The following is a 21,836-nucleotide window of genomic DNA, read 5'->3' on the forward strand; positions in this document are numbered from 1 at the left end:
CGCAGGCGGGAGGGGGACAAAGGAAAAAGACCATGAACGACCTGACCAAGTTCACCAACCAGATGGCGAAGCCCGAAACCTTCGACCAGATCCAGATCGGCCTCGCGAGCCCCGAGCGCATCCGCTCGTGGTCGTTCGGCGAGATCAAGAAGCCCGAGACGATCAACTACCGCACGTTCAAGCCCGAGCGTGACGGCCTGTTCTGCGCGCGCATCTTCGGTCCGGTGAAGGACTACGAGTGCCTTTGCGGCAAGTACAAGCGCATGAAGTACAAGGGCGTCGTCTGCGAGAAGTGCGGCGTCGAAGTGACCGTGACCAAGGTCCGTCGCGAGCGCATGGGCCACATCGAACTGGCCGCGCCGGTCGCGCACATCTGGTTCCTGAAGTCGCTGCCGTCGCGCATCGGCCTGCTGCTCGACATGCAGCTGAAGCAGCTCGAGCGCATCCTGTACTTCGAAAGCTACGTCGTGATCGAGCCGGGCCTGACCCCGCTCGAGAAGTACCAGCTTCTGACCGAAGACGAGATGCTCGACGCGCAGGACGAGTACGGCGAAGACGCGTTCTCCGCCGGCATCGGCGCCGAGGCGGTCAAGATCATGCTCATGGATCTCGATCTCGAGCAGGAACGCGCCGACCTTCTCCAGGAACTCGAGACCACCAAGTCCGAGCTCAAGCCCAAGAAGATCATCAAGCGCCTCAAGGTCGTGGAATCGTTCATCGATTCGGGCAACCGCCCCGAGTGGATGATCCTCGAAGTCGTGCCGGTCATCCCGCCCGAACTGCGCCCGCTGGTGCCGCTCGACGGTGGCCGCTTCGCGACGTCGGATCTCAACGATCTCTATCGCCGCGTGATCAACCGTAACAACCGCTTGAAGCGCCTGATCGAGCTGCGTGCGCCGGACATCATTGTGCGCAACGAAAAGCGCATGCTGCAAGAAGCGGTCGACGCGCTGTTCGACAACGGCCGCCGTGGCCGCGTCATCACCGGCGCCAACAAGCGTCCGCTGAAATCGCTGTCCGATATGCTCAAGGGCAAGCAGGGCCGCTTCCGTCAGAACCTGCTCGGCAAGCGCGTCGACTATTCAGGCCGTTCGGTCATCGTGACCGGGCCTGAGCTCAAGCTGCACCAGTGCGGCTTGCCCAAGAAGATGGCGCTCGAGCTGTTCAAGCCGTTCATCTACGCCCGCCTCGACGCCAAGGGTCTTTCGATGACTCTGAAGCAGGCGAAGAAGTGGGTTGAAAAGGAGCGCAAGGAAGTCTGGGACATTCTGGATGAAGTCATCCGCGAGCACCCGGTCCTCCTGAACCGCGCGCCCACGCTTCACCGTCTCGGCATCCAGGCGTTCGAGCCCGTGCTGATCGAGGGCAAGGCGATCCAGCTGCACCCGCTCGTCTGCTCGGCGTTCAACGCCGACTTCGACGGTGACCAGATGGCCGTCCACGTCCCGCTCAGCCTCGAAGCGCAGCTCGAAGCGCGCGTGCTGATGATGTCGACCAACAACATCCTCTCGCCCGCGCACGGGAAGCCGATCATCGTGCCGTCGCAGGACATGGTGCTGGGCCTCTACTATCTGTCGATGGACCGCGACGGCGAGCCCGGCGAAGGCATGCTGCTCGCCGACATGGCCGAAGTGCACCAGGCGCTCGAAGTCGGGGCAGTGACGCTCCACTCGAAGATCACCACCCGCGTCCCGCAGACCGACGAGGCGGGCAAGCAGTACCTGCAGCGGATCGAGACGACGCCGGGCCGCATGCTCATCGGCGAATGCTTGCCGAAGAGCCACAAGGTGCCGTTCGACATCATCAACCGTCTCCTCACCAAGAAGGAGATCGCGGACGTCATCGATCAGGTCTATCGCCACACCGGCCAGAAGGACACGGTGCTGTTCGCCGATGCGATCATGTCGCTGGGCTTCCGCCACGCGTTCAAGGCCGGCATCTCGTTCGGCAAGGACGACATGATCATTCCGGACAGCAAGGTGGCGCTGGTCGCCGAGACCAAGGACCTGGTTGCCGACTACGAGCAGCAGTACCAGGACGGCCTGATCACGCAGCAGGAAAAGTACAACAAGGTGATCGACGCCTGGAGCCGTTGCGGCGACCAGGTCGCGAACGCCATGATGGACGAGATCAAGGCTCAGCCGAAGGACGAGGAAACCGGGCGTCTTGCCCCGATCAACTCGATCTACATGATGAGCCACTCCGGTGCGCGTGGTTCGCCGGCGCAGATGAAGCAGCTCGCGGGTATGCGCGGCCTGATGGCCAAGCCTTCGGGCGAGATCATCGAGACCCCGATCATCTCGAACTTCAAGGAAGGCCTGACCGTTCTTGAATACTTCAACTCGACCCACGGCGCTCGTAAGGGCCTCGCGGACACCGCGTTGAAGACCGCCAACTCGGGCTACCTCACCCGCCGTCTGGTCGACGTGTCGCAGGATTGCGTCGTCGTCGTCGAGGATTGCGGGACCGAGCGTGCGCTGGAAATGCGCGCGATCGTGCAGGGCGGTTCGGTGATCGCCTCGCTCGCCGAGCGTATCCTGGGCCGCACCATGGCCGAGGACATCGTCGACAAGGAAGGCCAGGTCATCATCGCCAACGGCACCCTGCTCGACGAGCCGGCAGTCAAGGTGATCGAGGACGCAGGCGTCCAGTCGGCGCGCATCCGCTCGCCGCTGGTCTGCGAAGCCGAGCAGGGCGTGTGCGCCAAGTGCTACGGTCGCGACCTGGCACGCGGTACGCCGGTCAACATCGGTGAAGCCGTCGGCGTCATCGCGGCGCAGTCGATCGGCGAGCCGGGCACGCAGCTCACCATGCGGACCTTCCACATCGGCGGCGCGGCGCAGGTCAACGAGACCAGCCACCTCGAAGCCATCTCGGACGGCACGGTCGAGTACCGCGACATCCCGACGATCGTCGACAAGCGCGGCCGTCGTCTGTCGCTTGCCCGCAACGGCGAGATCGTGGTGATCGATACCGAAGGTCGCGAGCGCGCGTTGCACCGCGTGCCTTACGGCACCGTGCTGCTTCACGAGAGCGGCGCGTCGATCAAGGAAGGCGAACGCCTGGCCGAGTGGGATCCGTTCACCCTGCCGATCATCACCGAGACGAGCGGCATCGTGAAGTACCAGGACCTGATCGACGGCAAGACGCTGACTGAGCAGGCCGACGAAGCGACCGGCATGACCAGCCGCGTCGTCATCGAGAACCGCTCGAGCAGCCGCTCCAAGAAGGAAGACCTGCGTCCGCGCATCACCCTGCTCGACGAAGACTCGGGCGAGGCGGCGCGCTACATGCTGGCGCCGGGTGCGACCATCTCGGTCGAGGACGGCCAGATGATCGAAGCGGGCGACATCGTCGCACGTGCCAGCCGCGAGGCGGCCAAGACCCGCGACATCACCGGCGGTCTGCCGCGCGTCGCGGAGCTGTTCGAGGCGCGCAAGCCCAAGGACAACGCGATCATCGCCAAGGTCTCGGGCCGCATCGAGTTCGTTCGCGACTACAAGGCCAAGCGCAAGATCGCGATCATCCCCGAGGAAGGCGATCCGGTGGAATACCTGATCCCCAAGTCCAAGGTGATCGACGTTCAGGAAGGCGACTGGGTCAAGAAGGGCGACAACCTGATTTCCGGCTCGCCCGATCCGCACGATATTCTCGAAGTCCTCGGGGTCGAGGCGCTGGCGGAATATCTCGGTTCGGAGATTCAGGAAGTCTATCGTCTGCAGGGCGTGAAGATCAACGACAAGCACATCGAGGTGATCGTTCGCCAGATGCTGCAGAAGGTCGAGATCACCGATGGCGGCGACACCACGCTGCTGGCGGGCGAGCAGGTCGACTACGAGGAAATGAACGAGTACAACGCGAAGCTGAACGCGAACCAGAAGCCGGCCGAAGGCAAGCCGATCCTGCTGGGCATCACCAAGGCTTCGTTGCAGACGCGTTCGTTCATCTCGGCCGCTTCGTTCCAGGAGACCACCCGCGTGCTCACGCAGGCGGCGGTCGAGGGCAAGAAGGACTCGCTGATCGGGCTCAAGGAAAACGTGATCGTCGGGCGTCTGATCCCGGCCGGCACGGGCGCGGGCATGAACCGCGTGCGCGTCGCCGCCTCCAGCCGCGATGCTGCGCTGCGCGCGCAGTACAAGAAGCTGCAGGAATCGCTGATCGCCCCTGAAAGCGCCGCCGCCGAACACGCCGCCGAACTCAAGCGCGACCCCGCCGACGACCTCGGCGACGACGTGCTGGCGACCGTCGAGGGCGAAACCCACGGTACCGACGCCGACGCGGGCGAGTACCTCAACAAGGACGCCGCCGAAGGCGAATAAGCCGACGGTTCGGTAGTGCTAAAAGACAAGGCCCCGTCGGAGCGATCCGGCGGGGCTTTTTCGTTTCGGGCGGTGGCGATGGAGTTGGACCAAACGCGAGTGGTAGTGGATTAGCGCTGATTGATTACCGGACGGTCGCAACATGCGATCCGCCGTTGAAAGGCGACATGCTGGATACGGCGGCATTGCGGACATGCCGACATTATGAGATTTTCTGACGATGGAGCACTGTTGCGAAATTATGCGGGCGAATGTCGCGAACAACTGCGGTCAGCACGCGGATCGTTTCGATTGTCCAGATTGCCTGATCCATTACTCAGTTGAGGCCGACAGCTACGGATTGATCATTCATGACGGTGGGGCTTCAGTCATAACGATCTTGTTTTGCCCTTGGTGTGCTGCGAAACTACCGAACGGTTTGGACTAACGGTCTGCATTCCACAAACTTCGCGACATTCGCCATCTGCAGCGCTTCCCGCGAAACCTGCCGTCACCCCGGACTTGATCCGGGGTCCCGCTTTCGCGGTCTCGATTAAAGGATAGCGGGATCCCGGCTCAAGGCCGGGATGACGAATTGGGGAGGCGCAGATAAGGTTTATCGTTGGCTCCGCCAGCCTTCCCCCTGCCCAGCACCACCACCCACCAACGAAAAGAGCCGCCCACACAGGCGGCTCTTCCGTTTTCGCACGGGCTATCAGTGGATCAGCAGTTGCCCTTCACGCCGTCGACGCAATCACCGACTGATTCCACGTCGTTGGCCGCACCGCGCACGGTGTTGCAAGCCTGGAGGAGGACCATGGTGCTACCAAGGGCCAGGACGGTCAGAAGCTTCTTCATATTTGCTCTCCCCTAGGGCGAAACCGCTGCGGTTGCGCTTGCCTGTGGATCGGGTCGAAACGCTTTTTCGAGGCGGTGGTTCCGGGATGACCGCAGCCGTCTAAGGGCGGTTGTCCGGCATCACGCAGGCCATCGGCTCGAACACCGACCAGCCGGTGTGCTGCACCAGCCGCTCGAGCGCGCGGCGGCCGAGCAGGGAATTGCCCTTGGCGTCGAGTCCCGGCGACCACACCGCGATCGAGGCCGAGCCCGGCGCGATCGCGAGGATACCGCCACCGACGCCCGACTTGCCCGGCAGGCCGACACGGAACGCGAAGTCACCCGAGGCATCGTAATGCCCACAAGTCAGCATCAGCGCGAGAATGCGGCGCGCGCGCTGCGACGTGACGACCGAGCGGCCGGTCTCCGGGTCGGTCCCGCCCATCATCAGGTAACGACCCGCCATCGCGAGTTGGCGGCAGTCCATCGCCAGCGCGCACTGGTGGAAATAGGTGCCGAGCACCTTTTCCACCGGATGCCGGATATTGCCGAAAGCGCGCATGTAGTTCGCCAGCGCGACGTTGCGATAGCCGGTCGCCTGCTCGCCCGCCGCGACGTGGCGATCGATGACGATGCTGTCGTCGCCGGTCAGCTGGCGTATGAAGCGCACGAACTCGGCGATCGTCTCGCGCGGTTCGTGCCGCGCGAGCAGCACGTCGGCGATGACGATCGCGCCCGCATTGATGAAGGGATTGCGCGGGATTCCCTGCTCGGTCTCGAGCTGGACGATCGAGTTGAACGCAGTGCCCGAAGGTTCGCGCCCGACCCGCTGCCACAAGGCATCGCCGGTCGTGCCCAGCGCCATCGTCAGACTGAAGACCTTGGTGATCGACTGCACGGAGAAGCGCGTGGTGGCATCGCCGGCCAGAAACGTGCGCCCATCCGCATCGACCACCGCGATGCCGAAATGCCGGGGATCGACGGCGGCGAGATCGGGAATGTAGTCGGCGATGCGCCCACGCTCGGTCGCTCCCGCCATGTCGTGGGCAATGTCGTCGAGGATGTGCTGCAAGTCCGCCACGGCGCCTGCTTGCAACGACGCGAGGCGCGTGGCCAGTGGCAATCGCAGCGATGTCGGCAAACACCTGGGAGCGAACCGCCAAGGCGCGCCGGCCATTACGCGACAATGCGGTGGCCGCGATCGGCGAGGGCTAGGTCGCCTTCGGGGCGGCGTTGCGTAAGCTGCTGCCGGCGGCGCGCATCCGAGCGGTGTGCTCGACGGAGGGATCGCGTCGATCCTCGTGTCTGATCGCCTCGCCGCCAACCGTGCGAATGGCGTCGAGACTGGCATCGGCGTAAGCGCCTTTGGCGTAACGATGGGTGCCGACGAAGTGGACGAAAGCCGCTTCCGGGCCGATCGGCTCGCCCCAGTAATTGAGGTAGCGCCGCGAGGGCAGCAGCAGCGGATCGGGCTCGTTGGCGATGTGGAAGTTCGAGGCGATCTGCTCGGTGCCCCAGATCGGCTTGCTCTCCGCGCCGATGAGATCGACCAGCAGCGCCAGGAACTGGGAAGCCCGTTCGCGCCCGGCGCCGCCCGCGGCGAACCCCGTAAACCCGGCGCAGCCGCGCACATAGCGCCAGCCCGGCGCGCCATCGGCCTGGCCCAGCCGCGATTCGAAGCGTGCCTGAACATGTCCGCCCTCGGGACCGCCCGGATAAAGCGTGCGCGCAATTTCGTGAAGCGGCAGCGCGCCGATCTCGCCGTCCGTGCCGCCCAGCAGTGTGAAACTGCGATTGGCGGTGATGGCATCGGTAAGTTCGGGCACGGGGCCGAGCGTAACCGTGTCGCTGTCGAGCTGGATCCAGTATTCGTCGGCACGACGATCGAGGATGGTCAGGAAGCGCTCCCAGCATCCACCATGGGGAAATTCGCCGGTGTCGACCGTGGCGATCGGGATCACTTCGGGGCGCCCGCAGTGCAGGTCGAGCAGCGCCTTGTCGTGCGCCGTCAGCGAGCCATCGTCGAGAATCACGATGCGTCCGCGATCAAGCTGATGCCACAGCGATTTCACCGCGACCAGATAGGGCAGCAGGACGCGCGTTCCGATCATCGAGAACAGCACCACGCCATCGTCGGCTGCGCGGACAGGCGGCGTATCGAGCACCGCGCGAATGCTGCGGTCGTGCCGCTTGGCGGCAACCTTGGTGCGCCACGAGTAGGGGAGAATACGATTCAACACGCCCCGATCCCTAACAGGGCTCGGATAAGGTGCAGTTAACGCAGGTTCAGCCAGTCAACTCGACGGACGACATAGCTGCGCCGACCGGTGACATGGCCAAACGACGCAAATGGAACCATATGCAGGTCATAGCTTACACGCACACGAAAGATTATTCCGATGTTCCCTTCGATTTCCAAAGTGACCAGCGCTGCGATTGCGTCGGTCCTCGCCATGTCCGCGTTCGTCGCGACGACGAGCCTTCCCACTTCCTCGACCGAAACCCCGTCGGCCGAGGTTGCAGCCGCGTCGTTCGCGACGCCTGCCAAGGCCGGCTGACCCACCCCCACCCAGCACGGCCTCCCCGACCGGCCCGCCTGCCGCCAGCGCCCTCCCCCGAGCGCCCGGCACGCGGGCCGGTTTCGTTTTTCTGGGGGGTGGTGGAATGCTACGGGCAAGATGGTGAGGGCGACAGGTTTCCTGCCCCTCCCGCTCAGCCTACCCGCCGCCCAGCATCATCCGGTCGCCGTCGATGCGCACGCCGGGAAGCTGGGACAGGAACGACTGGCCGAGCAGCGACACGTCGAGCCCCTCGGGTACGATCGCGGCGCGTATATTGCGCGCCTCTAGGCCGCCAAGCTCGATCCGATCGAGCATAACCGGAACGCCCTGGACCGGCCCGCTGGCCCCGCGCCCGATCTCGCGCAAGTCGGCATCGCTCCAGGTGAGGCCGATCGCCTCGGCATCCTCGCCGGTCAGCGCGACCACGCTCGCGCCCGTATCGACAAGCATGCGCAAATCGCGCGAATCGATCTGGACATTGGCGTAGAAGTGGCCGTCGCCGCTTCGCGGCAGCACCGTTTCGCCGGAAAGCCATGCCTCGCGCGCCGATTCGCGGTCCTGCGGCGGCGTGACGAGCGCGATGCGGTCGCTTTGCGCGGTGTCGTCCTGCTCCAGGCGCGAGAGATCGGGCATCATCCATCCGACCAGGGCCGCGCTGACAAGGAGGGCGAGGATCGGCAGCTTGCGCATGCCGGTTTGTGTAAGCGCAGTCGGCTTAAGTCCGCGTAAAGCGCGCGGGCGCCTCGCCACTGCCGACATAGCCGTGGTGCGACGCCGTGCCCAGGAAAGCGGCGATGAAGCCGACCACCAGCGAATCCCAGCCGAGCAGCAGCCACAGCACCACGGGATGCGAGCCGATCGCCAGCAGGTGATCCCACAAGTGCAGCACCTGCAGCGGGACGAAGCCGATCGCCATCAGCAGAAGGATGCGCAAGCCTTTGCCCCAACCGCTGCGATAGACACCCACCACAGTCGCCGAATCGTCGCCGAGGATGCCGGCCATCATCAGCACCAGCAGCGGCAGCGTCACCACATAGACCAGCACCGTGAGCGGGGCGACCAGGGCGGGCGGCATCGCGACGCCCGGCAGCAGGGGAACCGAAAGCAAGGTCGTCAGCACGAAGCCGACGAGGAACGGCCGCCAGGCGATCGAGGCGAGACTCCACCAGGGCTTGCCGTCACGGTGGTTGACCCAGACGCGCGAGGCGAGGAACGCCGCGAGCGTCATCATCGCGACCTTGATATAGCCGATCTCGAGCCGCATCGGATCAAGCGAAAGGCGGTTGAACGCTTGCGCGTCGGCAAACATCCCGAGCCGCACTTCGACGACATGCTGCGCGAACTCGGCAGCGACCACGACCAGCCAGATCGCCGGCGCCAGCGAAAACAGCCGCAGCGAATCGCTCAGGGTTCCGGTCAGCAGCCGGCCGAACGCTTTCAGTCGCGTCATTCGGCGGGTTCGGCTGCCACCTCGTCCACTTGTGCAGTCGAGGCCTTGCCCGCGTCGGTCATGTCCGCCTCGGCCTCGATCGCGGCCGCCTTCGCTTCGACCAGGCTGACGATGTGTTCGAGCATGTCGGCACTTTGCACGTGGTGATCTGTCACGCCCGAGAGGTAGACCATGTGCTTGCCGTTGCCGCCGCCGGTCACGCCGATGTCGGTCTCGCGCGCTTCGCCAGGCCCGTTCACGACACAGCCGAGGACCGAGAGCGAAAGCGGCGTCTTGATGTGCTGCAGCCGTTCCTCGAGCGCGGCGACGGTGCGGATGACGTCGAACCCCTGCCGCGCGCACGAGGGGCACGACACCACGCGCACGCCGCGCGTCCTGAGGCCGAGCGACTTCAGGATTTCGAACCCGACGCGCACTTCCTGTTCGGGTTCGGCCGAAAGCGAGACGCGGATGGTATCGCCGATCCCTGCCCACAGCATGTTGCCGATGCCGAGCGCGGACTTCACCGTGCCGCCGATCAGCCCGCCTGCTTCGGTGATGCCCAAGTGCAGCGGACAATCGACCGCGTCGGCCAGACCCTGATAAGCCGCGACCGCGAGGAACACGTCGGAGGCCTTCACCGCCACTTTGTATTCGTGGAAGTCGTGATCCTGCAGCAGCTTGATGTGATCGAGCGCCGATTCGACCAGCGCCTCGGGGCAAGGCTCACCGTACTTTTCGAGCAAGTCCTTCTCGAGGCTGCCGGCGTTGACGCCGATGCGGATCGCGCAGCCGTTGCCCTTGGCCGCGCGCACCACTTCGGCGACTCGCTCGTCCGAGCCGATGTTGCCGGGGTTGATGCGCAGGCACGCCGCGCCGGCGTCCGCCGCCTCGAGCGCGCGCTTGTAGTGGAAATGGATGTCCGCGATCAGCGGCACCCGCGCGGCGCGCGCGATCTCGCGGAACGCCGTGGTGCTCTCGACATCGGGGCACGACACGCGAATCAGATCAGCGCCGGCGTCCTCGCAGCGGCGGATCTGGTCGATCGTCGCGCCCGCGTCGGAGGTGGGCGTATTGGTCATGGTCTGGACCGTGATCGGGGCATCGCCGCCGACGGGAACGTTGCCGACCATGATCTGGCGGCTCTTGCGGCGCTCGATATCGCGCCAGGGACGTATGGAAGACATGTTGGCGCTTATACGCGCTTGGTGTGGCACATGAAAGGCATCTGCCGCACCGCGCCGTCGGACGGCGACCTGAGGGCGAAATTACGGGCGGCAACCGGGGCGGCTGGGGCCGGATCGACAAAGAGACGACACGACTAGACCGGCGCATTTGCCCGAAGCCGCGCGGTCGCGCATGCCAATGTCGTGCCTATGCAAGAGGACCTGACCGCCATGTATGCCCATCGCTTCGCCGCGTGGTTCGCCCCGCTGCTCGCCGGCGCGCTCGTACCGGCATCCGCGTCCGTCGCCGCCGAGCCGTCTCCTTGCGCCGCACCCGCGGCGCAGAGCGGCGAGGCCGCGGCCTGCGATCTCGCGGGCCGGCTCGAGCGGCAGTACACCTTCCCCGAGATCGGGGCGCGCTATGCCGCCGCCTTGCGCCAGGGTGTCGCCACCGGTCGTTATGCCGGGACCGACAAGCAGGCGGTTGCCGAAGCGATGACCGCGGATCTCCAGGCGGTCGCCCCCGACGGGCATCTCAGGGTGCGCCTGCGCGAAGACGCGAAGGCCACCGATACCGCCGCCGCGCCGAAGGAGCCCTTCCCCATCCTGGAGGAGGCGGACTGGATCGCGCCCGGCATCGCCTACATGCGGATCAACGAGTTTCCCTACAACGAGGACATAACCCGAAGCGTCGCGGCCTTCATGGCGGACCATGCCGATGCCAGAGCGCTGATCTTCGACTTGCGCACGCACCACGGCGGCGGCGTCGAGCAGATGGACGTGATCCTCCCCTGGCTCTTCGCCGAGCCGACTCACCTCGTCACCATGGAAACCAGCTGGGACGTCGAGCGCGAACTCGGCTCGCCGGTCGATGGCGTGCCTTCGATGCGCCTGCTCGACGACAAGACGATGGCGCGACGCGAGCATTGGGTCACGCCCAACGCCGACACTCGGCTACGCGATGCCAAAGTCTACCTGCTCACCGGCCCGCGCACGGCATCCGCCGCCGAGCATTTCGCGCTGGCGATGAAGCGGACGGGCCGCGCGACGCTGGTCGGCGGCGCGACTCGCGGGGCCAATCACTTCGGCGGCCAGGCGGACTTGCCGGGCGGCTACTATGCCTTCGTACCGGTCGGTCGGACTTTCGATCCCGATACGGGCGAAGACTGGGAGAGCGACGGCGTCGCGCCCGATATCGCGGTCGACCCGGCGCTGGCGCTCGAACGGGCGCTGACGGACTTCGGGATCGCGCCCGACAAGGCCCATGCCCTGTCCGAAGCGCACAAGCCCACTCTGCCGTTGGAGCGGTCCCAGCCCTGATGCACGCGCAGATGCCGCGCGGAACCGAACGGCAGCGGAACACGAAATAAGCTGATCGCGCCCTTGTTTCGCAGCCATATTGCGGCAAATGCTGCCGCGATGCTCGACCGAAAGACTACCGACGACTGCGATTCCGGTCCGCCGATGCTGTTCGGTCGAGTGCTCGACGGGCATGGCGGCGGCAGGACCGTAAGCTGGGACGAGGCGCGAGAGTGGCGGCCGGGGAAACCGGGCGAAGTGTTATGGGTGCACTTGTGCCGCAATCGTCCCGGCGTGCAGGAATGGCTCGAACACGAACTCAAGGTGCCCGAGCCCACCGCCGAACTGCTGGTCAGCGACGACACCCGCCCCCGCGCCTTTCGCGAGGGCAACGCGATCGTCGCGACGCTGCGGGGCATCAACTTCAATCCCGGCGCCGAACCCGAAGACATGGTCTCGATGCAGCTGTGGTGCGACGGGCGCCGGCTCGTGACCTTGCGGCGCAATCCCTTGCAGACCCCGCGCGAAATTCTTGCCACGATCGACGCGGGGGACGGGCCGACCGATGCCGGGGCGACGATCACGCAGCTGATCGAGGCGATGGTCGCGCGCATGAACCGCTCGATCGTCGACATGAACGACCACATCGACCAGCTCGAAGAGCTCGATGTCGAGAAGGAGGATACCGACATGCTGCTCGACCGCATCTCGATCATCCGCCGCAACTGCCTTGCGCTCAAACGCCACATGTCGCCGCAGCACGAGGCGCTGGAAAAGATTTCGCGCGACGCGCCCGACTGGTTCGAGGATCACGATCGCCGCGAGACCGCCGAGACGATCGAACGCTTGCGCCGCTATCTCGACGATCTCGACATTTCCAAGGAAAGCGCGGTCGTGCTGCAGGACGATCTGCGCGCCCGCACGCTCGCCAGCAGCGAGCGGACGCAGTACTTGCTGACGATCGTCGCGGCGATCTTCCTGCCGCTCGGCTTCGTGACCGGGCTGCTGGGGATCAACGTCGGCGGCATCCCCGGCGTGAACGACAGCCACGCCTTCTGGATCGTGGTCGCGATGTGTTCGGCGATCCTGTTCGTCCAGCTTCTGCTGTTCAAGAAATGGGACTGGTTCTGATCGGCTAGAGCATGCGCGCGAACAGGAATTCCTCGTCGCGCTGAGTGCCGACCCAGAATTCGGTGTCGGCGACTTTGGCAAAGCCGTGCCGAGCGTAGAAGCGCTGGGCGCGGTGGTTGCCGCTCCAGACCGAAAGCTGGATCTCGTCGGCGCCACAATGCCGTGCCTCGGCCTCGGCCCAGGCCATCAGTGCCGCGCCGATGCCGCCACTGGTCCGATCGGGCGCGGTGTAAAGCTGCTTGAGCTCGATGACGCGCGATCCGCGCGCCTCCTCGGGCCAGCCGCAAGCGAGACGCAGCTTGCAGTACCCTGCCAGCGCCCCGTCGTCGTCCTCGGCTAGCTGCACCCGGATCGCCGGATCGGCGAGTTCCCCAGCCACACGCGGCGGATCGTAGACTTGCGCGAGAAACGCATCGAGGTCCGATGCTGCGTAGAGATGCGCGAAGGCCGCGCAGAATGCCTCGCGTCCCAGGTGTGCGAGTGCGGGGGCGTCGTCAGGTCCGGCAGCGCGCAGTTTCATGGCATGCCCGATCGTTCGAGGGCGAGGCGATTGCAAGTGCCGATTGCGGCTTTCCGGCCCGGACGTGGCGATCCGGTCAGAGTTGCCGGGTCATGCACATGCTGAAATCGTCGAGAACGTAGTCGGCGAAGGCTTCGCACGGCTCGAATCCATGGGCCCGGTAGAGCGACTGGGCCGGCAGGAACTCACTCGTACCCCCGGTTTCGAGACTGACGCGCCGATATCCGCGCGCCTTCGCTTCGGCGAGGAGATGGAGCAGGATCGCCCGGCCGACGCCGCGGCCGCGGTATTCGGGTGCGGCGCGCATCGACTTGAGTTCGCCGTGAGTCTCGTCGAGATGCTTGAGCGCACCGCAGCCGGCGAGACGCTCGCCATCCCAGGCGGCGTAGAACGTGACGTCGCTCGCCCGCAGCCGCTCGGCGGGCATCGCATGGACTTTGCAGGCCGGCGACCAGCGGTGCATTTCATCGAGGTGCAGCTGCAACAGGGCCAGGATCTCGGCCCCGGTCAGATCGTCGGAGACGATCCGCAAGTCGACGATCTCGCTGGCCATGCTCAATGCTCCTGCGCGTATTTGTCGGCCTTGCGCCGCCCCATTCGCATGCCGCTTTCCAGCCGGGCGCGCAACTGCGCGTAATAGGCTTCGAGGAACGCCTGCTCGTCGCCGACGCCGCTCTCGCGCGGCCCCTCGCGCCCGATCTTGCGAACAATGGTTTCGTGGACGGGAAGGATCGATTTGCGCGCACCGAGGCGCAGCACCCGCTCGAGCGTCTGCAGTTCGTATTCGCCGTAAACCGCCAGTTCCTCGTCACTAAAGCGGTAACTTTGCGGCGCGACCTCGGCCGCCGTGGTCATCGCCGCATGCAGCTTCTGGCGCGGCCCCTCGACCACCCAGGTCCCCGCGATCATGTCGCCTGCGCGCAACCGGTCGCGATTGAACAATGGCAGCAGCGGGAAGACGAGAATCCAGGCGGTCGCCGCCAGCCAGGCGGCGCCGCTCTCCGCTCCCGCCGAGGCGAGGAACACCAGAGGCAGGAACAGTTCGATGTCGCGCAGCAAGTTGCGCGCGATCACCATTTCGGCGGTGAGACGACCGCCGTCGCGCGCGGCGATGCGGATCCCGGCCAGCCGCTTGCCCGGTGTCGCGCCGCGCGGGCCGAGTTCGAAGAACAGGAAATAGGCGTTGCGAAACAGGAACATCAGGATGATCCACAAGACGACCAGCAGTTCCAGCATTTGCGCCGCGCCCGAACCATCCTCGACCGACCGCACCAGCGCGGCAGTCCCGCCCGCGATCGAGATCAGAGCGATCGTCGTCGCGGTCATCAGTACGCCGACCAGCAGCAGATCGAGGATCAGCGCGCCTGCCCGCGCGCCGCGCGAGGCAATCGTGAGCGGCAGGCTGACGCCTTCGGGCGTCACCAGTTCGCGATTCCGCGAGGTGTCGCGGCGGTAGCGCTTCGGGGCTTTGGCCGCCCGCGCCATCACCGGGCTCGCTTCCCGAAGCCGAACAGGTAGATGATCCAGAACGCCAGCATCGATCCGCCGATCGCGAAGCGACCCGGCGTATGGCCGACGAGCTGGCGCGCATAGCCTTCGAGCAAGGCCGCCACGACCAGCATCAGCACAACGCCCGTCATCACCAGCGCGGCGCAGCGCCCTGCCTCGGACGCGGCTTCGAGCACCGGGCGGTCGCCGGGAAAGGCCATCGCCCGCCCGATATGCAGGCCGGCTCCGCCCGCCAGCAGGATCGCGAACAATTCGGTGGTGCCGTGCACCCCGATCCAGCCGACGAAATCGATGGTCAGACCGGCGCCGTGGTAAAGCCACAGCATCGCGCCGAGCACTGCCGTGTTCTTCACCAGCAGCAGCAGCGACGGCAGTCCGAAGGCGAAGCCCAGCGCGAAAGCCATGATCGAGACTTGCGCGTTGTTGCTGAACAGGAAGGCCGCGAAGGCGCCGAGGCCTTTCTGCCCTTCGTTGCCGAACAGCGTGTTGCGCAGGACCTCCGCGCTTGCGCCCGGTACGCGGGCATCCGCGAATTGGCCCGGCACCAGCGCATAGTACCATTCGGTGTCACTCGCGGAGAGCAGCCAGCCGACCACCGTGCCGGCGATCATGACGGCGAGCGCGATCAGCACGTCGAGCTTGATCGTCTGCACCGCGCGGCTCCAACCGCCGCCCAGGAAGCCGCGCAGCCAGGCGACGAGCGAGGTCCGCGGGCCATAGACCACGAACCAGGCGCGCTTCACCAGCGCTTCGAGATAGGCCAGCGTGGCGGCATCGAGCGACGTCTCGCGCGCGATCGAAAGGCTGGAGGCGACCGTGCGATAGAGCCCCGGCAATGCCAGAAGATCCTCGTCGGAGACGCGGCGCAAGCGGCCCTTCTCCATGTTGACGACGATGTCCTCGAGCCGCTTCCAGTCCGCCTCGCGCTCCAGCCGGAAACGGTCGGAGCGCAGTGCGGCGGCGGCGATGGTCTGATGGTTGGCAGAGCCGGCTTCGCTCATCCCAGCGCTCCCGTCCGCTTGATCGCAAGGTAGGCGTCGATCAGCCGCGTGCCGACCAGCGCATGCGGCGCCTCGATCACGTCGACCCCAAGCTGACGCAGCCGCCGCGTGACCAGCGCCCGCTGGCGCAGCAGCAAGTCGGCCGAGACCGCCATCGACAGCGTCTGGATATCGCCGGGCCGGTCCGAAGACAGCTCCTCCAGTTCTTCGTCGACCATCGTCACGAACAGCACAAGGTGGCGCGCAGTGAGCCGTCCGACCGATTCGATCATCAACTCGGCGCTGGTCGGGTCGGTGAAGTCCGAGAATACCACCACCAGCGAACGGCGCTGCAACCGGCTGGCGATCGTCGCCAGCGCGAGCGTGAAGTTGGGCTCCTCGCTACGATATTCGAGCGAGGCGGCGGCCTGTTGCAAGCGAATGAAGTCTCGCGGGGCAGTGACGAACGGGCTCGAAAGCTGCGGCTGCGCAGCGAAGCCGAACAGCGACACGCGATCGCCGCCCTTGAGCGCGACATACGCCGTAGTCAGCGCGGCGGACACGGCGCGGTCGAGCCGGGGCATGCCCGCAATCGGCTCGCACATCGCCTGCCCGCAATCGAAGGCGAAGACGATCTGATTGTTGCGCTCGGTCTCGTTTTCCTTGGCGTAGAGCTGCCAGTGGCGGGCCGAGGCCTTCCAGTCGATGCGGCGGCGATCCATGCCGGGCTGGTAATCGGTGAGCGCTTCGAACTGCGTGCCTTCGCCGCGGATTCGCCGCGCAATCAGGCCGAACTGGGCATCGCGCAGGAACGCCTGGAGCGCAGGCGAACGGACATCGCCGACATTGGGCCGGATGCGTACGTGTCGATCGAGGTCTCGCGTGATCTGCCGCGCGCCAAGGCCGAGCGGTCCGGTCCAGCGCAGCCAGACCCGCTCGACGGGCGCGGTACCGCGGCGGGCCGGGCGGACATCGGTGTCGCCCGCGACCTCGTCCTCATTCGGTGAGAGCGCGATCCGCAACCGTCCACCCGGCGCAAGCCGGGTATCACACGCGAACACGGCTTCGGCGGATTGCGGTGCCCGCCCGCGAAAGCGCGCAGCGGCATGAATCGTCTCGCTCGCGCCGACTTCCATGTCGGTGGCAATGTCGCAATGAAAGCGCTCGCAGCGCCCCGCCGCGACGAGGTCGTAGCCCACGAGCATGAGCACAATGATGCCCAGCACCGGCGCCGCAATCCAGGCGCCCGGCGCCACCGCGCCGATCAGCAGCGCGACCGGCGCGGCGAGCGCGAGCAGCACTGCCGCGCGCGTCGTCGGCACGAAAGCCTGTCGGTCGCGGGGGACGGGCGCCGAAGACATCCTCAGCGAGGCGCCTCGGTCTGCTCGACCATCTGCGCCACCAGCGCCTCGACCTGCTTGCCCTCGATCTCCGCCGCCGGGCTCAGCAGCAAACGGTGGCGCAGCACCGCCGTGGCGAGCGCCTTGACGTCGTCCGGCACGACGTAGTCCCGCCCATCGAGCGCGGCGCGGGCGCGCGAAGCACCTGCCAGCAGCACCGCCGCTCGCGGGCTGGCGCCGCTCGACAAATCGGGCGATTCGCGGGTCGCGCGCACGAGCCGGACGATGTAGTCGACCACGCTTTCCGCCAGCGTCACTTGCTGCACCGCGCTGGTCGCCGCCTCCAGCGTGGCGGCGTCCGCCACGGCGGCGATCCCCAGCGCCTGCGGGCTCGGCAGACCGCGATTTTCGCCGAAACGGGTGACGATCGCGTGCTCCTCCTCGAGGCTGGGGTAGGCCACCAGCAGCTTGAACAGGAAGCGATCGAGTTGCGCTTCGGGCAGCGGATAGACGCCCTGGCTCTCGATGGGATTCTGCGTCGCGACGACCAGGAAATGATCGGGCAGCGCATGCGGTTTGCCGTCGAGCGTGACGCGCCGCTCCTGCATCGCTTCGAGCAGCGCGGCCTGGGTCTTGGGCGGGGTGCGGTTGATCTCGTCGGCGAGCAACACGTCGCAGAAGATCGGGCCGCGCGTCAGCGTGAACTGGCTGGTCTGGAAGTTGAACAGGTTGGAACCCAGAATATCGCCCGGCATCAGGTCGGGCGTGAACTGGATTCGCGCGAAATCGAGGCCGAGCGTGGCCGCGAAGCATTGCGCGAGGAAGGTCTTGGCCGTCCCCGGCGGGCCTTCGAGCAGCACGTGACCACGCGCGAGCATCGCGATCAGCAAGCGCTCGACCGTTTCGGTCTGACCGACGATCGCCTTGCCGACTTCGGCGCGGATCGCCTCGGCGAGGCGGCCGACGCCGGAGACGTCGAGCGGCGGGTTATCCATCATCGGACCAGTTTCCTTTCGAGGGCATGGAGGTCGAGCGCGGCGCGCACCATCTGGTGCGGCTCGCGCGCGGAGAGCAATCGGCCGGCCGCGCCGCTGAACGCGTCCGCGCCTTCGCCGCGCGAGGCGGCGGCGCGATCGATCGCGGCATCGGCAGCGGCGCTGTCGAGCGTGCGCGGCAAAGCGAGGCCCGCGATCAGGCGCGACCGCGTGCGCTCGACATAAGGCCGGCCGAGCAAGTGAAAGCGGCGGGCGCGCAGCACCAATCCCGCAGAATTGGCGACCAGCGCCTGCTTGCCGAACGCGATCGCGCGCTCCGGACGAAGCGGAGGGCCGAAGCGCACGAAGGCGCGCCAGGCGATCACCAGTGCGGCCAGCAGCAGGCACAGCGTCGCCGCCAGAAACGGCGGCGTGAAGGCCAGCGCGAGCAGATTGGCGGAGTGGCCCAGACCATTGAGCGTCAGGTCGAAATTCACCGGCATGCGTTCGCCGCCGGTCGCGGCATTCAGCAGCGAGAGCATGGCCATCGCCCGCCCCTGCTCGGCCATGCCCCAATTGTCCATGAGATCGGGCTCGGCGACGACGATCACCGGATATCGCACCCTCACTTGCAAGCCGGCTTCGGGTTCGCGCCCGGCCGCGACTTCCAGATCGGGAGTGGCCGTCCCGTCATCGAGGAAGCCGGCCGCCGTCTGCCCGCGCGCATCGCGCACGACCGCGACGACCCGCCCACTCGACACGGTCTGGACCGCGCGCGCATCCGGCAGTCGCCCGGCCCGGCCGAACCCTCGCCAGCCCGCCTCGCGGGAATCGAGTTTGTCGACCTCGACGTCGAGATCGCCGAGGGAGGAGACCTCGTCGGCCCAGGGTGGCGGAGCTGCGCCCGAAAGGATCACCCAGCCCTCCTTCGTCTTGGTCAGGCCCGGCAACATGCTGGCATCGACGCCGATCCACTTGGGCAAGACCAGGATCGTCGGTCCTTGCAGACGATGGTGATCGATGGCCGACGCGATCTTGTCAGGGTCCGCCATGTGCGGCGGGGTGAGGACCAGCAGCCCAGGCTGCTCGAACGCGCCTTCGCTGCGCGACCGGCGCACGGTATAACCGCGACGCTCGGCGAGATCGGCGAAGGCGGCAAAACCGTTGATGCCGCGCGAACCGGCATGGCCGCCGCCGTCGTTGATGTCCCCGGTGCCGGCATCGAAGGCGGACATCAACAGGATCGCCAGGAAGACGAGGCTGCCGAACGCGACGAGCAACAGCGCCGCGCGGCGCGAAAAGGGCTCGCCTGCAGCGCTCATGCGCCGATCTCTCTCATGCTTCCAATCCGTCGAGCGCGAACTGCGAATAGGCGCCGCGCGCCGCCTGCCAGTCTCGCGCGTCGAGCTCCCGCTGGGCGAACGCGCTGCGTTCGACCCGCCCGGCGATGATCGCGAACGCCCCCCGCGCTCGCTCGGACAGCATCGGGAAGGCGGAAATCTCGCGCGCGGTGCTTGCGGGCAACAGCCACTCGGGGCGCGCTTCCGCGATGTGCTCGACGCTGCGCTGAAGCAGGAGATGAGCCGCTTCGCCGTAGCGCCCCTCGGCGGCCAGCCGGTCCGCCTCTTCGAGCAGTGCCGCGGCGTCGCGGGCGCCGGGCGTCCAGTCTTCGGTTTCCGGCTCCGACATCCGCCAACGCTCGAGCAGCGGCGCGAGGACCAACCGCCAGAGCGCCAGCAGCAACAGCGTGAAGCCTAACGCAATGAGGATCCATTTGACCGGCTCGGCAGCCGCGCCGAGCGCCTTGCCGATCGGTCCGAACACGCTTTCCAGCATGCGATAGAACCATTCCAGCCAGGGGGGCGTCTGCGGCGGCTGAGGCGGCGGCAGCGGCGCGTACTGGATCGAATCGGAAGCGCGAATGGCCGCCCAGTCGTCGAGCGCACCGCGAGCCGCGTCCCTCGTTGCCGTCGCTCCCGCGATCTGTGGGCCGTCCAGCGTCACGCGCGTCTAGGTGGCATGGCGTGACGAGACGTGCAAGCCGGGCCCGCTTCGACCGGCGAGGATCCCGCGATCAGCCGCGCGGGCGGGCCTGCGCATAGCTGCCGAGGAGGCGCACGTACTTGCAGTGGAACGCGAGCTCTTCCATCGCGCGATCCACCCGGATGTCGCCGGGAGCGCCTTCGATGTCGGCATAGAACCGGCTCGCGGCAAAGCTCGCGCCGACCTGATAGCTTTCCAGCTTGGTCATGTTGACGCCGTTGGTCGCGAATCCGCCAAGCGCCTTGAACAGCGCGGCGGGCACGTTCTTCACTTCGAAAATGAACGTCGTCATCGCCGGTCGCCCGGAGAGTTCCGGCAGCTCGATCGGCTCGCGCGAGAGCACCACGAAGCGGGTGGTGTTGTCTTCGGCATCGGCGACATCGTCATCGACGATCTTCAAACCGTAGATCTCTGCCGCGAGCGAAGGCGAAACCGCGCAGGCACGCGGATCGCCCTGTTCCTTCACGAAAGCGGCCGCGCCCGCAGTGTCGGCATAGGACATCGGCACGATCCCGCGCTGGCGCAGGTAGTGGCGCGTTTGTCCGAGCGCCTGCGGATGGCTGTAGGCCGCATCGAACGGACCGTCGCCCAGCGCCATGATCGCATAGCGGATCGGCAGGAAGTGCTCGCCGACGATCGAAAGGCCGCTTTCGGGAAGCAGGAAATGGATGTCCGCGACGCGCCCGTTCTTCGAATTCTCGATCGGAATCATCGCCCGATCGCACCGCCCGTCCTTCACGGCATCGAGCGCATCCTCGAAGGCGAAGCAGGGCAAAGGCACGCAATCGGGAGCGTATTCGCAAGCCGCGCGGTGCGAATTGCAGCCCGGCGCGCCCTGAAACGAAACCGCCCGCGCGGGATCGGCAGCGGCGGCTTCGCTCATTTCGGCAACGAGCTTCAAGGCGGGTTCGGGAAAGGAGTGCATGACGGCTGCGCGCTTAGTCGCCTCACAACCTGTCCGCAATGGCTCTTGCACTCGCGAGCCTGCGACACTAGAGCCCAGCCAACTTCAGGGGCCAACAATCCTAGCGGAACACGCAATCGATGGACGACCGTTTCAATACTACCGCCGGCTGGGTTCTGTTCTCCGGCATCGTCGCGCTGGGACTGACGAGCCTGAGCCACCACTATTTCTCCGCCGACAAGCCGCATCGCCCGCACGAGATGGGCTATGCGATCGAAGGCGTTGAGGAAGAAGGCGGCGCAGGCGAAGTTCCCATCGCGACGCTGCTGGCCGCGGGCGATCCCGCCAAGGGCGAGGCGATCTTCGCCAAGTGCGCCTCGTGCCACACGGTGAACGCCGGCGGCGCCAACGGCATCGGCCCGAACCTGCACGGCGTGCTGGGCGAGGCGATCGGCCAGGGTGTGGGCGGGTTCGCCTTCTCCGACGCGCTCAAGAGCGTTGGCGGAACCTGGAACTTCGACAACATGAACGAGTGGTTGAAGAGCCCCAAGGCTTTCGCGCCCGGGACCAAGATGACCTTCGCGGGCCTCTCCAAGCCCGAAGATCGCGCCAACATCATGCTCTACCTGAACTCGCAGGGCTCGAATCTGCCGCTTCCCGCAGCGCCCGCACCGGAGGCCGCGGCGGCTGAAGGCGAGGCGCCCGCCGGAGGCGAAGCCGCGGAAACCGCAGGGACGCCGCCCGAAGGAGGCGCCGCTGCCGCCGACGCCAGCACGCAAGGGGCTCCCGTCGGCGCGACCAACGCCGCGGTCGGCAACGCTGGGCAGGAATAACCGGTAGCGGGC

The 21,836-nt window shown here is 66.4% G+C and carries 21 protein-coding genes; 5 read left to right on the forward strand and 16 right to left on the reverse strand.

From position 1 onward, the window contains the following. The first annotated feature begins 32 nt into the window (after nt 1-32). Nucleotides 33-4,319 carry a DNA-directed RNA polymerase subunit beta' gene (rpoC, locus tag GQO94_RS12370; RefSeq protein WP_156841872.1) on the forward strand — a complete coding sequence of 1,429 codons (4,287 nt, stop codon included), beginning with the start codon at nt 33-35 and terminating at the stop codon, nt 4,317-4,319. 220 nt (nt 4,320-4,539) lie between these two features. Beyond that, complete coding sequence (locus tag GQO94_RS21395) at nt 4,540-4,746, forward strand: DUF6980 family protein (RefSeq protein ID WP_408636625.1); 207 nt, start codon at nt 4,540-4,542, stop codon at nt 4,744-4,746. Between the two features lie 275 nt (nt 4,747-5,021). Here the strand turns inward: GQO94_RS21395 and GQO94_RS21260 are convergent, their stop codons facing one another. From GQO94_RS21260 to ispG, 7 genes are all read right to left on the reverse strand, one after another. Further along, nucleotides 5,022-5,156 carry a hypothetical protein gene (locus GQO94_RS21260; protein WP_269748767.1) on the reverse strand — a complete coding sequence of 45 codons (135 nt, stop codon included), beginning with the start codon at nt 5,154-5,156 and terminating at the stop codon, nt 5,022-5,024. 100 nt (nt 5,157-5,256) lie between these two features. After that, on the reverse strand, nt 5,257-6,216 hold the full coding sequence (locus GQO94_RS12375; RefSeq protein ID WP_269748768.1) for a glutaminase: 960 nt from the start codon (nt 6,214-6,216) through the stop codon (nt 5,257-5,259). A 130-nt stretch (nt 6,217-6,346) separates the two neighbouring features. Further along, complete coding sequence (locus GQO94_RS12380) at nt 6,347-7,372, reverse strand: hypothetical protein (protein ID WP_156841874.1); 1,026 nt, start codon at nt 7,370-7,372, stop codon at nt 6,347-6,349. Between the two features lie 38 nt (nt 7,373-7,410). Next, the gene (locus tag GQO94_RS12385; protein ID WP_156841875.1) at nt 7,411-7,683 is read right to left on the reverse strand and encodes a hypothetical protein; all 273 of its coding nucleotides are present in this window, start codon (nt 7,681-7,683) and stop codon (nt 7,411-7,413) included. A gap of 169 nt (nt 7,684-7,852) precedes the next feature. After that, a complete protein-coding gene (locus GQO94_RS12390; RefSeq protein ID WP_156841876.1) occupies nt 7,853-8,386 on the reverse strand; it encodes a retropepsin-like aspartic protease family protein in 534 nt (177 codons plus the stop codon). Between the two features lie 25 nt (nt 8,387-8,411). Continuing rightward, nucleotides 8,412-9,146: a hypothetical protein gene (locus GQO94_RS12395; protein WP_156841877.1), complete on the reverse strand. Its 735-nt coding sequence runs from the start codon at nt 9,144-9,146 to the stop codon at nt 8,412-8,414. After that, nucleotides 9,143-10,312, reverse strand: a complete 1,170-nt coding sequence (gene ispG / locus GQO94_RS12400; RefSeq protein WP_156841878.1) for a flavodoxin-dependent (E)-4-hydroxy-3-methylbut-2-enyl-diphosphate synthase — start codon at nt 10,310-10,312, stop codon at nt 9,143-9,145. Before ispG ends, GQO94_RS12395 begins: the two co-directional genes overlap by 4 nt. A gap of 189 nt (nt 10,313-10,501) precedes the next feature. Here ispG and GQO94_RS12405 point away from each other — a divergent pair, with 189 nt between their 5' ends. Both GQO94_RS12405 and GQO94_RS12410 read left to right on the forward strand, forming a co-directional pair. After that, entirely contained in the window at nt 10,502-11,611 is a 1,110-nt protein-coding gene (locus tag GQO94_RS12405; protein WP_232332918.1) for a S41 family peptidase, read from the forward strand. A 99-nt stretch (nt 11,612-11,710) separates the two neighbouring features. Continuing rightward, entirely contained in the window at nt 11,711-12,721 is a 1,011-nt protein-coding gene (locus GQO94_RS12410; RefSeq protein ID WP_156841880.1) for a zinc transporter ZntB, read from the forward strand. Nucleotides 12,722-12,725: 4 nt separating this feature from the next. Here GQO94_RS12410 and GQO94_RS12415 read toward each other — a convergent pair whose 3' ends face one another. The 9 genes from GQO94_RS12415 to GQO94_RS12455 all read right to left on the reverse strand — a co-directional run bounded on the left by GQO94_RS12415 (nt 12,726) and on the right by GQO94_RS12455 (nt 21,012). After that, the gene (locus GQO94_RS12415) at nt 12,726-13,241 is read right to left on the reverse strand and encodes a GNAT family N-acetyltransferase (protein ID WP_156841881.1); all 516 of its coding nucleotides are present in this window, start codon (nt 13,239-13,241) and stop codon (nt 12,726-12,728) included. A 76-nt stretch (nt 13,242-13,317) separates the two neighbouring features. Beyond that, complete coding sequence (locus tag GQO94_RS12420) at nt 13,318-13,794, reverse strand: GNAT family N-acetyltransferase (RefSeq protein WP_198045942.1); 477 nt, start codon at nt 13,792-13,794, stop codon at nt 13,318-13,320. A gap of 2 nt (nt 13,795-13,796) precedes the next feature. Continuing rightward, nucleotides 13,797-14,726 carry an RDD family protein gene (locus GQO94_RS12425; protein WP_156841882.1) on the reverse strand — a complete coding sequence of 310 codons (930 nt, stop codon included), beginning with the start codon at nt 14,724-14,726 and terminating at the stop codon, nt 13,797-13,799. Next, a complete protein-coding gene (locus tag GQO94_RS12430) occupies nt 14,726-15,751 on the reverse strand; it encodes a stage II sporulation protein M (protein ID WP_156841883.1) in 1,026 nt (341 codons plus the stop codon). Before GQO94_RS12430 ends, GQO94_RS12425 begins: the two co-directional genes overlap by 1 nt. Further along, a complete protein-coding gene (locus GQO94_RS12435) occupies nt 15,748-17,091 on the reverse strand; it encodes a DUF58 domain-containing protein (protein WP_156841884.1) in 1,344 nt (447 codons plus the stop codon). Before GQO94_RS12435 ends, GQO94_RS12430 begins: the two co-directional genes overlap by 4 nt. 2 nt (nt 17,092-17,093) lie before the next feature. After that, nucleotides 17,094-18,068: an AAA family ATPase gene (locus tag GQO94_RS12440; RefSeq protein WP_156841885.1), complete on the reverse strand. Its 975-nt coding sequence runs from the start codon at nt 18,066-18,068 to the stop codon at nt 17,094-17,096. Then, on the reverse strand, nt 18,065-19,366 hold the full coding sequence (locus GQO94_RS12445) for a DUF4350 domain-containing protein (protein WP_156841886.1): 1,302 nt from the start codon (nt 19,364-19,366) through the stop codon (nt 18,065-18,067). The genes GQO94_RS12440 and GQO94_RS12445 overlap by 4 nt, the downstream gene beginning before the upstream one ends. 13 nt (nt 19,367-19,379) lie before the next feature. Beyond that, nucleotides 19,380-20,048: a hypothetical protein gene (locus GQO94_RS12450; RefSeq protein ID WP_232332913.1), complete on the reverse strand. Its 669-nt coding sequence runs from the start codon at nt 20,046-20,048 to the stop codon at nt 19,380-19,382. Between the two features lie 70 nt (nt 20,049-20,118). Beyond that, the gene (locus GQO94_RS12455; RefSeq protein ID WP_156841887.1) at nt 20,119-21,012 is read right to left on the reverse strand and encodes a prephenate dehydratase; all 894 of its coding nucleotides are present in this window, start codon (nt 21,010-21,012) and stop codon (nt 20,119-20,121) included. Nucleotides 21,013-21,131: 119 nt separating this feature from the next. On the opposite strand from GQO94_RS12455, the gene GQO94_RS12460 reads away from it, so the two are divergent. Beyond that, nucleotides 21,132-21,824: a c-type cytochrome gene (locus GQO94_RS12460; RefSeq protein ID WP_156841888.1), complete on the forward strand. Its 693-nt coding sequence runs from the start codon at nt 21,132-21,134 to the stop codon at nt 21,822-21,824. Nucleotides 21,825-21,836: the final 12 nt, after the last annotated feature.

The organism is Novosphingobium aquimarinum, from assembly GCF_009746585.1.
GTDB lineage: Bacteria > Pseudomonadota > Alphaproteobacteria > Sphingomonadales > Sphingomonadaceae > Novosphingobium > Novosphingobium aquimarinum.

What these genes read in the sequence shown, in the direction of transcription:
- GQO94_RS12440 (WP_156841885.1), bottom strand. Translation starts at nt 18,068, where the DNA reads ATGATGGATAACCCGCCGCTCGACGTCTCCGGCGTCGGCCGCCTCGCC.
- GQO94_RS12460 (WP_156841888.1), top strand. Translation starts at nt 21,132, where the DNA reads ATGGACGACCGTTTCAATACTACCGCCGGCTGGGTTCTGTTCTCCGGC.
- rpoC (WP_156841872.1), top strand. Translation starts at nt 33, where the DNA reads ATGAACGACCTGACCAAGTTCACCAACCAGATGGCGAAGCCCGAAACC.
- GQO94_RS12405 (WP_232332918.1), top strand. Translation starts at nt 10,502, where the DNA reads ATGCAAGAGGACCTGACCGCCATGTATGCCCATCGCTTCGCCGCGTGG.
- GQO94_RS12415 (WP_156841881.1), bottom strand. Translation starts at nt 13,241, where the DNA reads ATGAAACTGCGCGCTGCCGGACCTGACGACGCCCCCGCACTCGCACAC.
- GQO94_RS12390 (WP_156841876.1), bottom strand. Translation starts at nt 8,386, where the DNA reads ATGCGCAAGCTGCCGATCCTCGCCCTCCTTGTCAGCGCGGCCCTGGTC.
- GQO94_RS12430 (WP_156841883.1), bottom strand. Translation starts at nt 15,751, where the DNA reads ATGAGCGAAGCCGGCTCTGCCAACCATCAGACCATCGCCGCCGCCGCA.
- GQO94_RS12455 (WP_156841887.1), bottom strand. Translation starts at nt 21,012, where the DNA reads ATGCACTCCTTTCCCGAACCCGCCTTGAAGCTCGTTGCCGAAATGAGC.
- GQO94_RS12445 (WP_156841886.1), bottom strand. Translation starts at nt 19,366, where the DNA reads ATGAGCGCTGCAGGCGAGCCCTTTTCGCGCCGCGCGGCGCTGTTGCTC.
- GQO94_RS12435 (WP_156841884.1), bottom strand. Translation starts at nt 17,091, where the DNA reads ATGTCTTCGGCGCCCGTCCCCCGCGACCGACAGGCTTTCGTGCCGACG.
- ispG (WP_156841878.1), bottom strand. Translation starts at nt 10,312, where the DNA reads ATGTCTTCCATACGTCCCTGGCGCGATATCGAGCGCCGCAAGAGCCGC.
- GQO94_RS12395 (WP_156841877.1), bottom strand. Translation starts at nt 9,146, where the DNA reads ATGACGCGACTGAAAGCGTTCGGCCGGCTGCTGACCGGAACCCTGAGC.
- GQO94_RS12420 (WP_198045942.1), bottom strand. Translation starts at nt 13,794, where the DNA reads ATGGCCAGCGAGATCGTCGACTTGCGGATCGTCTCCGACGATCTGACC.
- GQO94_RS12425 (WP_156841882.1), bottom strand. Translation starts at nt 14,726, where the DNA reads ATGGCGCGGGCGGCCAAAGCCCCGAAGCGCTACCGCCGCGACACCTCG.
- GQO94_RS21395 (WP_408636625.1), top strand. Translation starts at nt 4,540, where the DNA reads ATGGAGCACTGTTGCGAAATTATGCGGGCGAATGTCGCGAACAACTGC.
- GQO94_RS12410 (WP_156841880.1), top strand. Translation starts at nt 11,711, where the DNA reads ATGCTCGACCGAAAGACTACCGACGACTGCGATTCCGGTCCGCCGATG.
- GQO94_RS21260 (WP_269748767.1), bottom strand. Translation starts at nt 5,156, where the DNA reads ATGAAGAAGCTTCTGACCGTCCTGGCCCTTGGTAGCACCATGGTCCTC.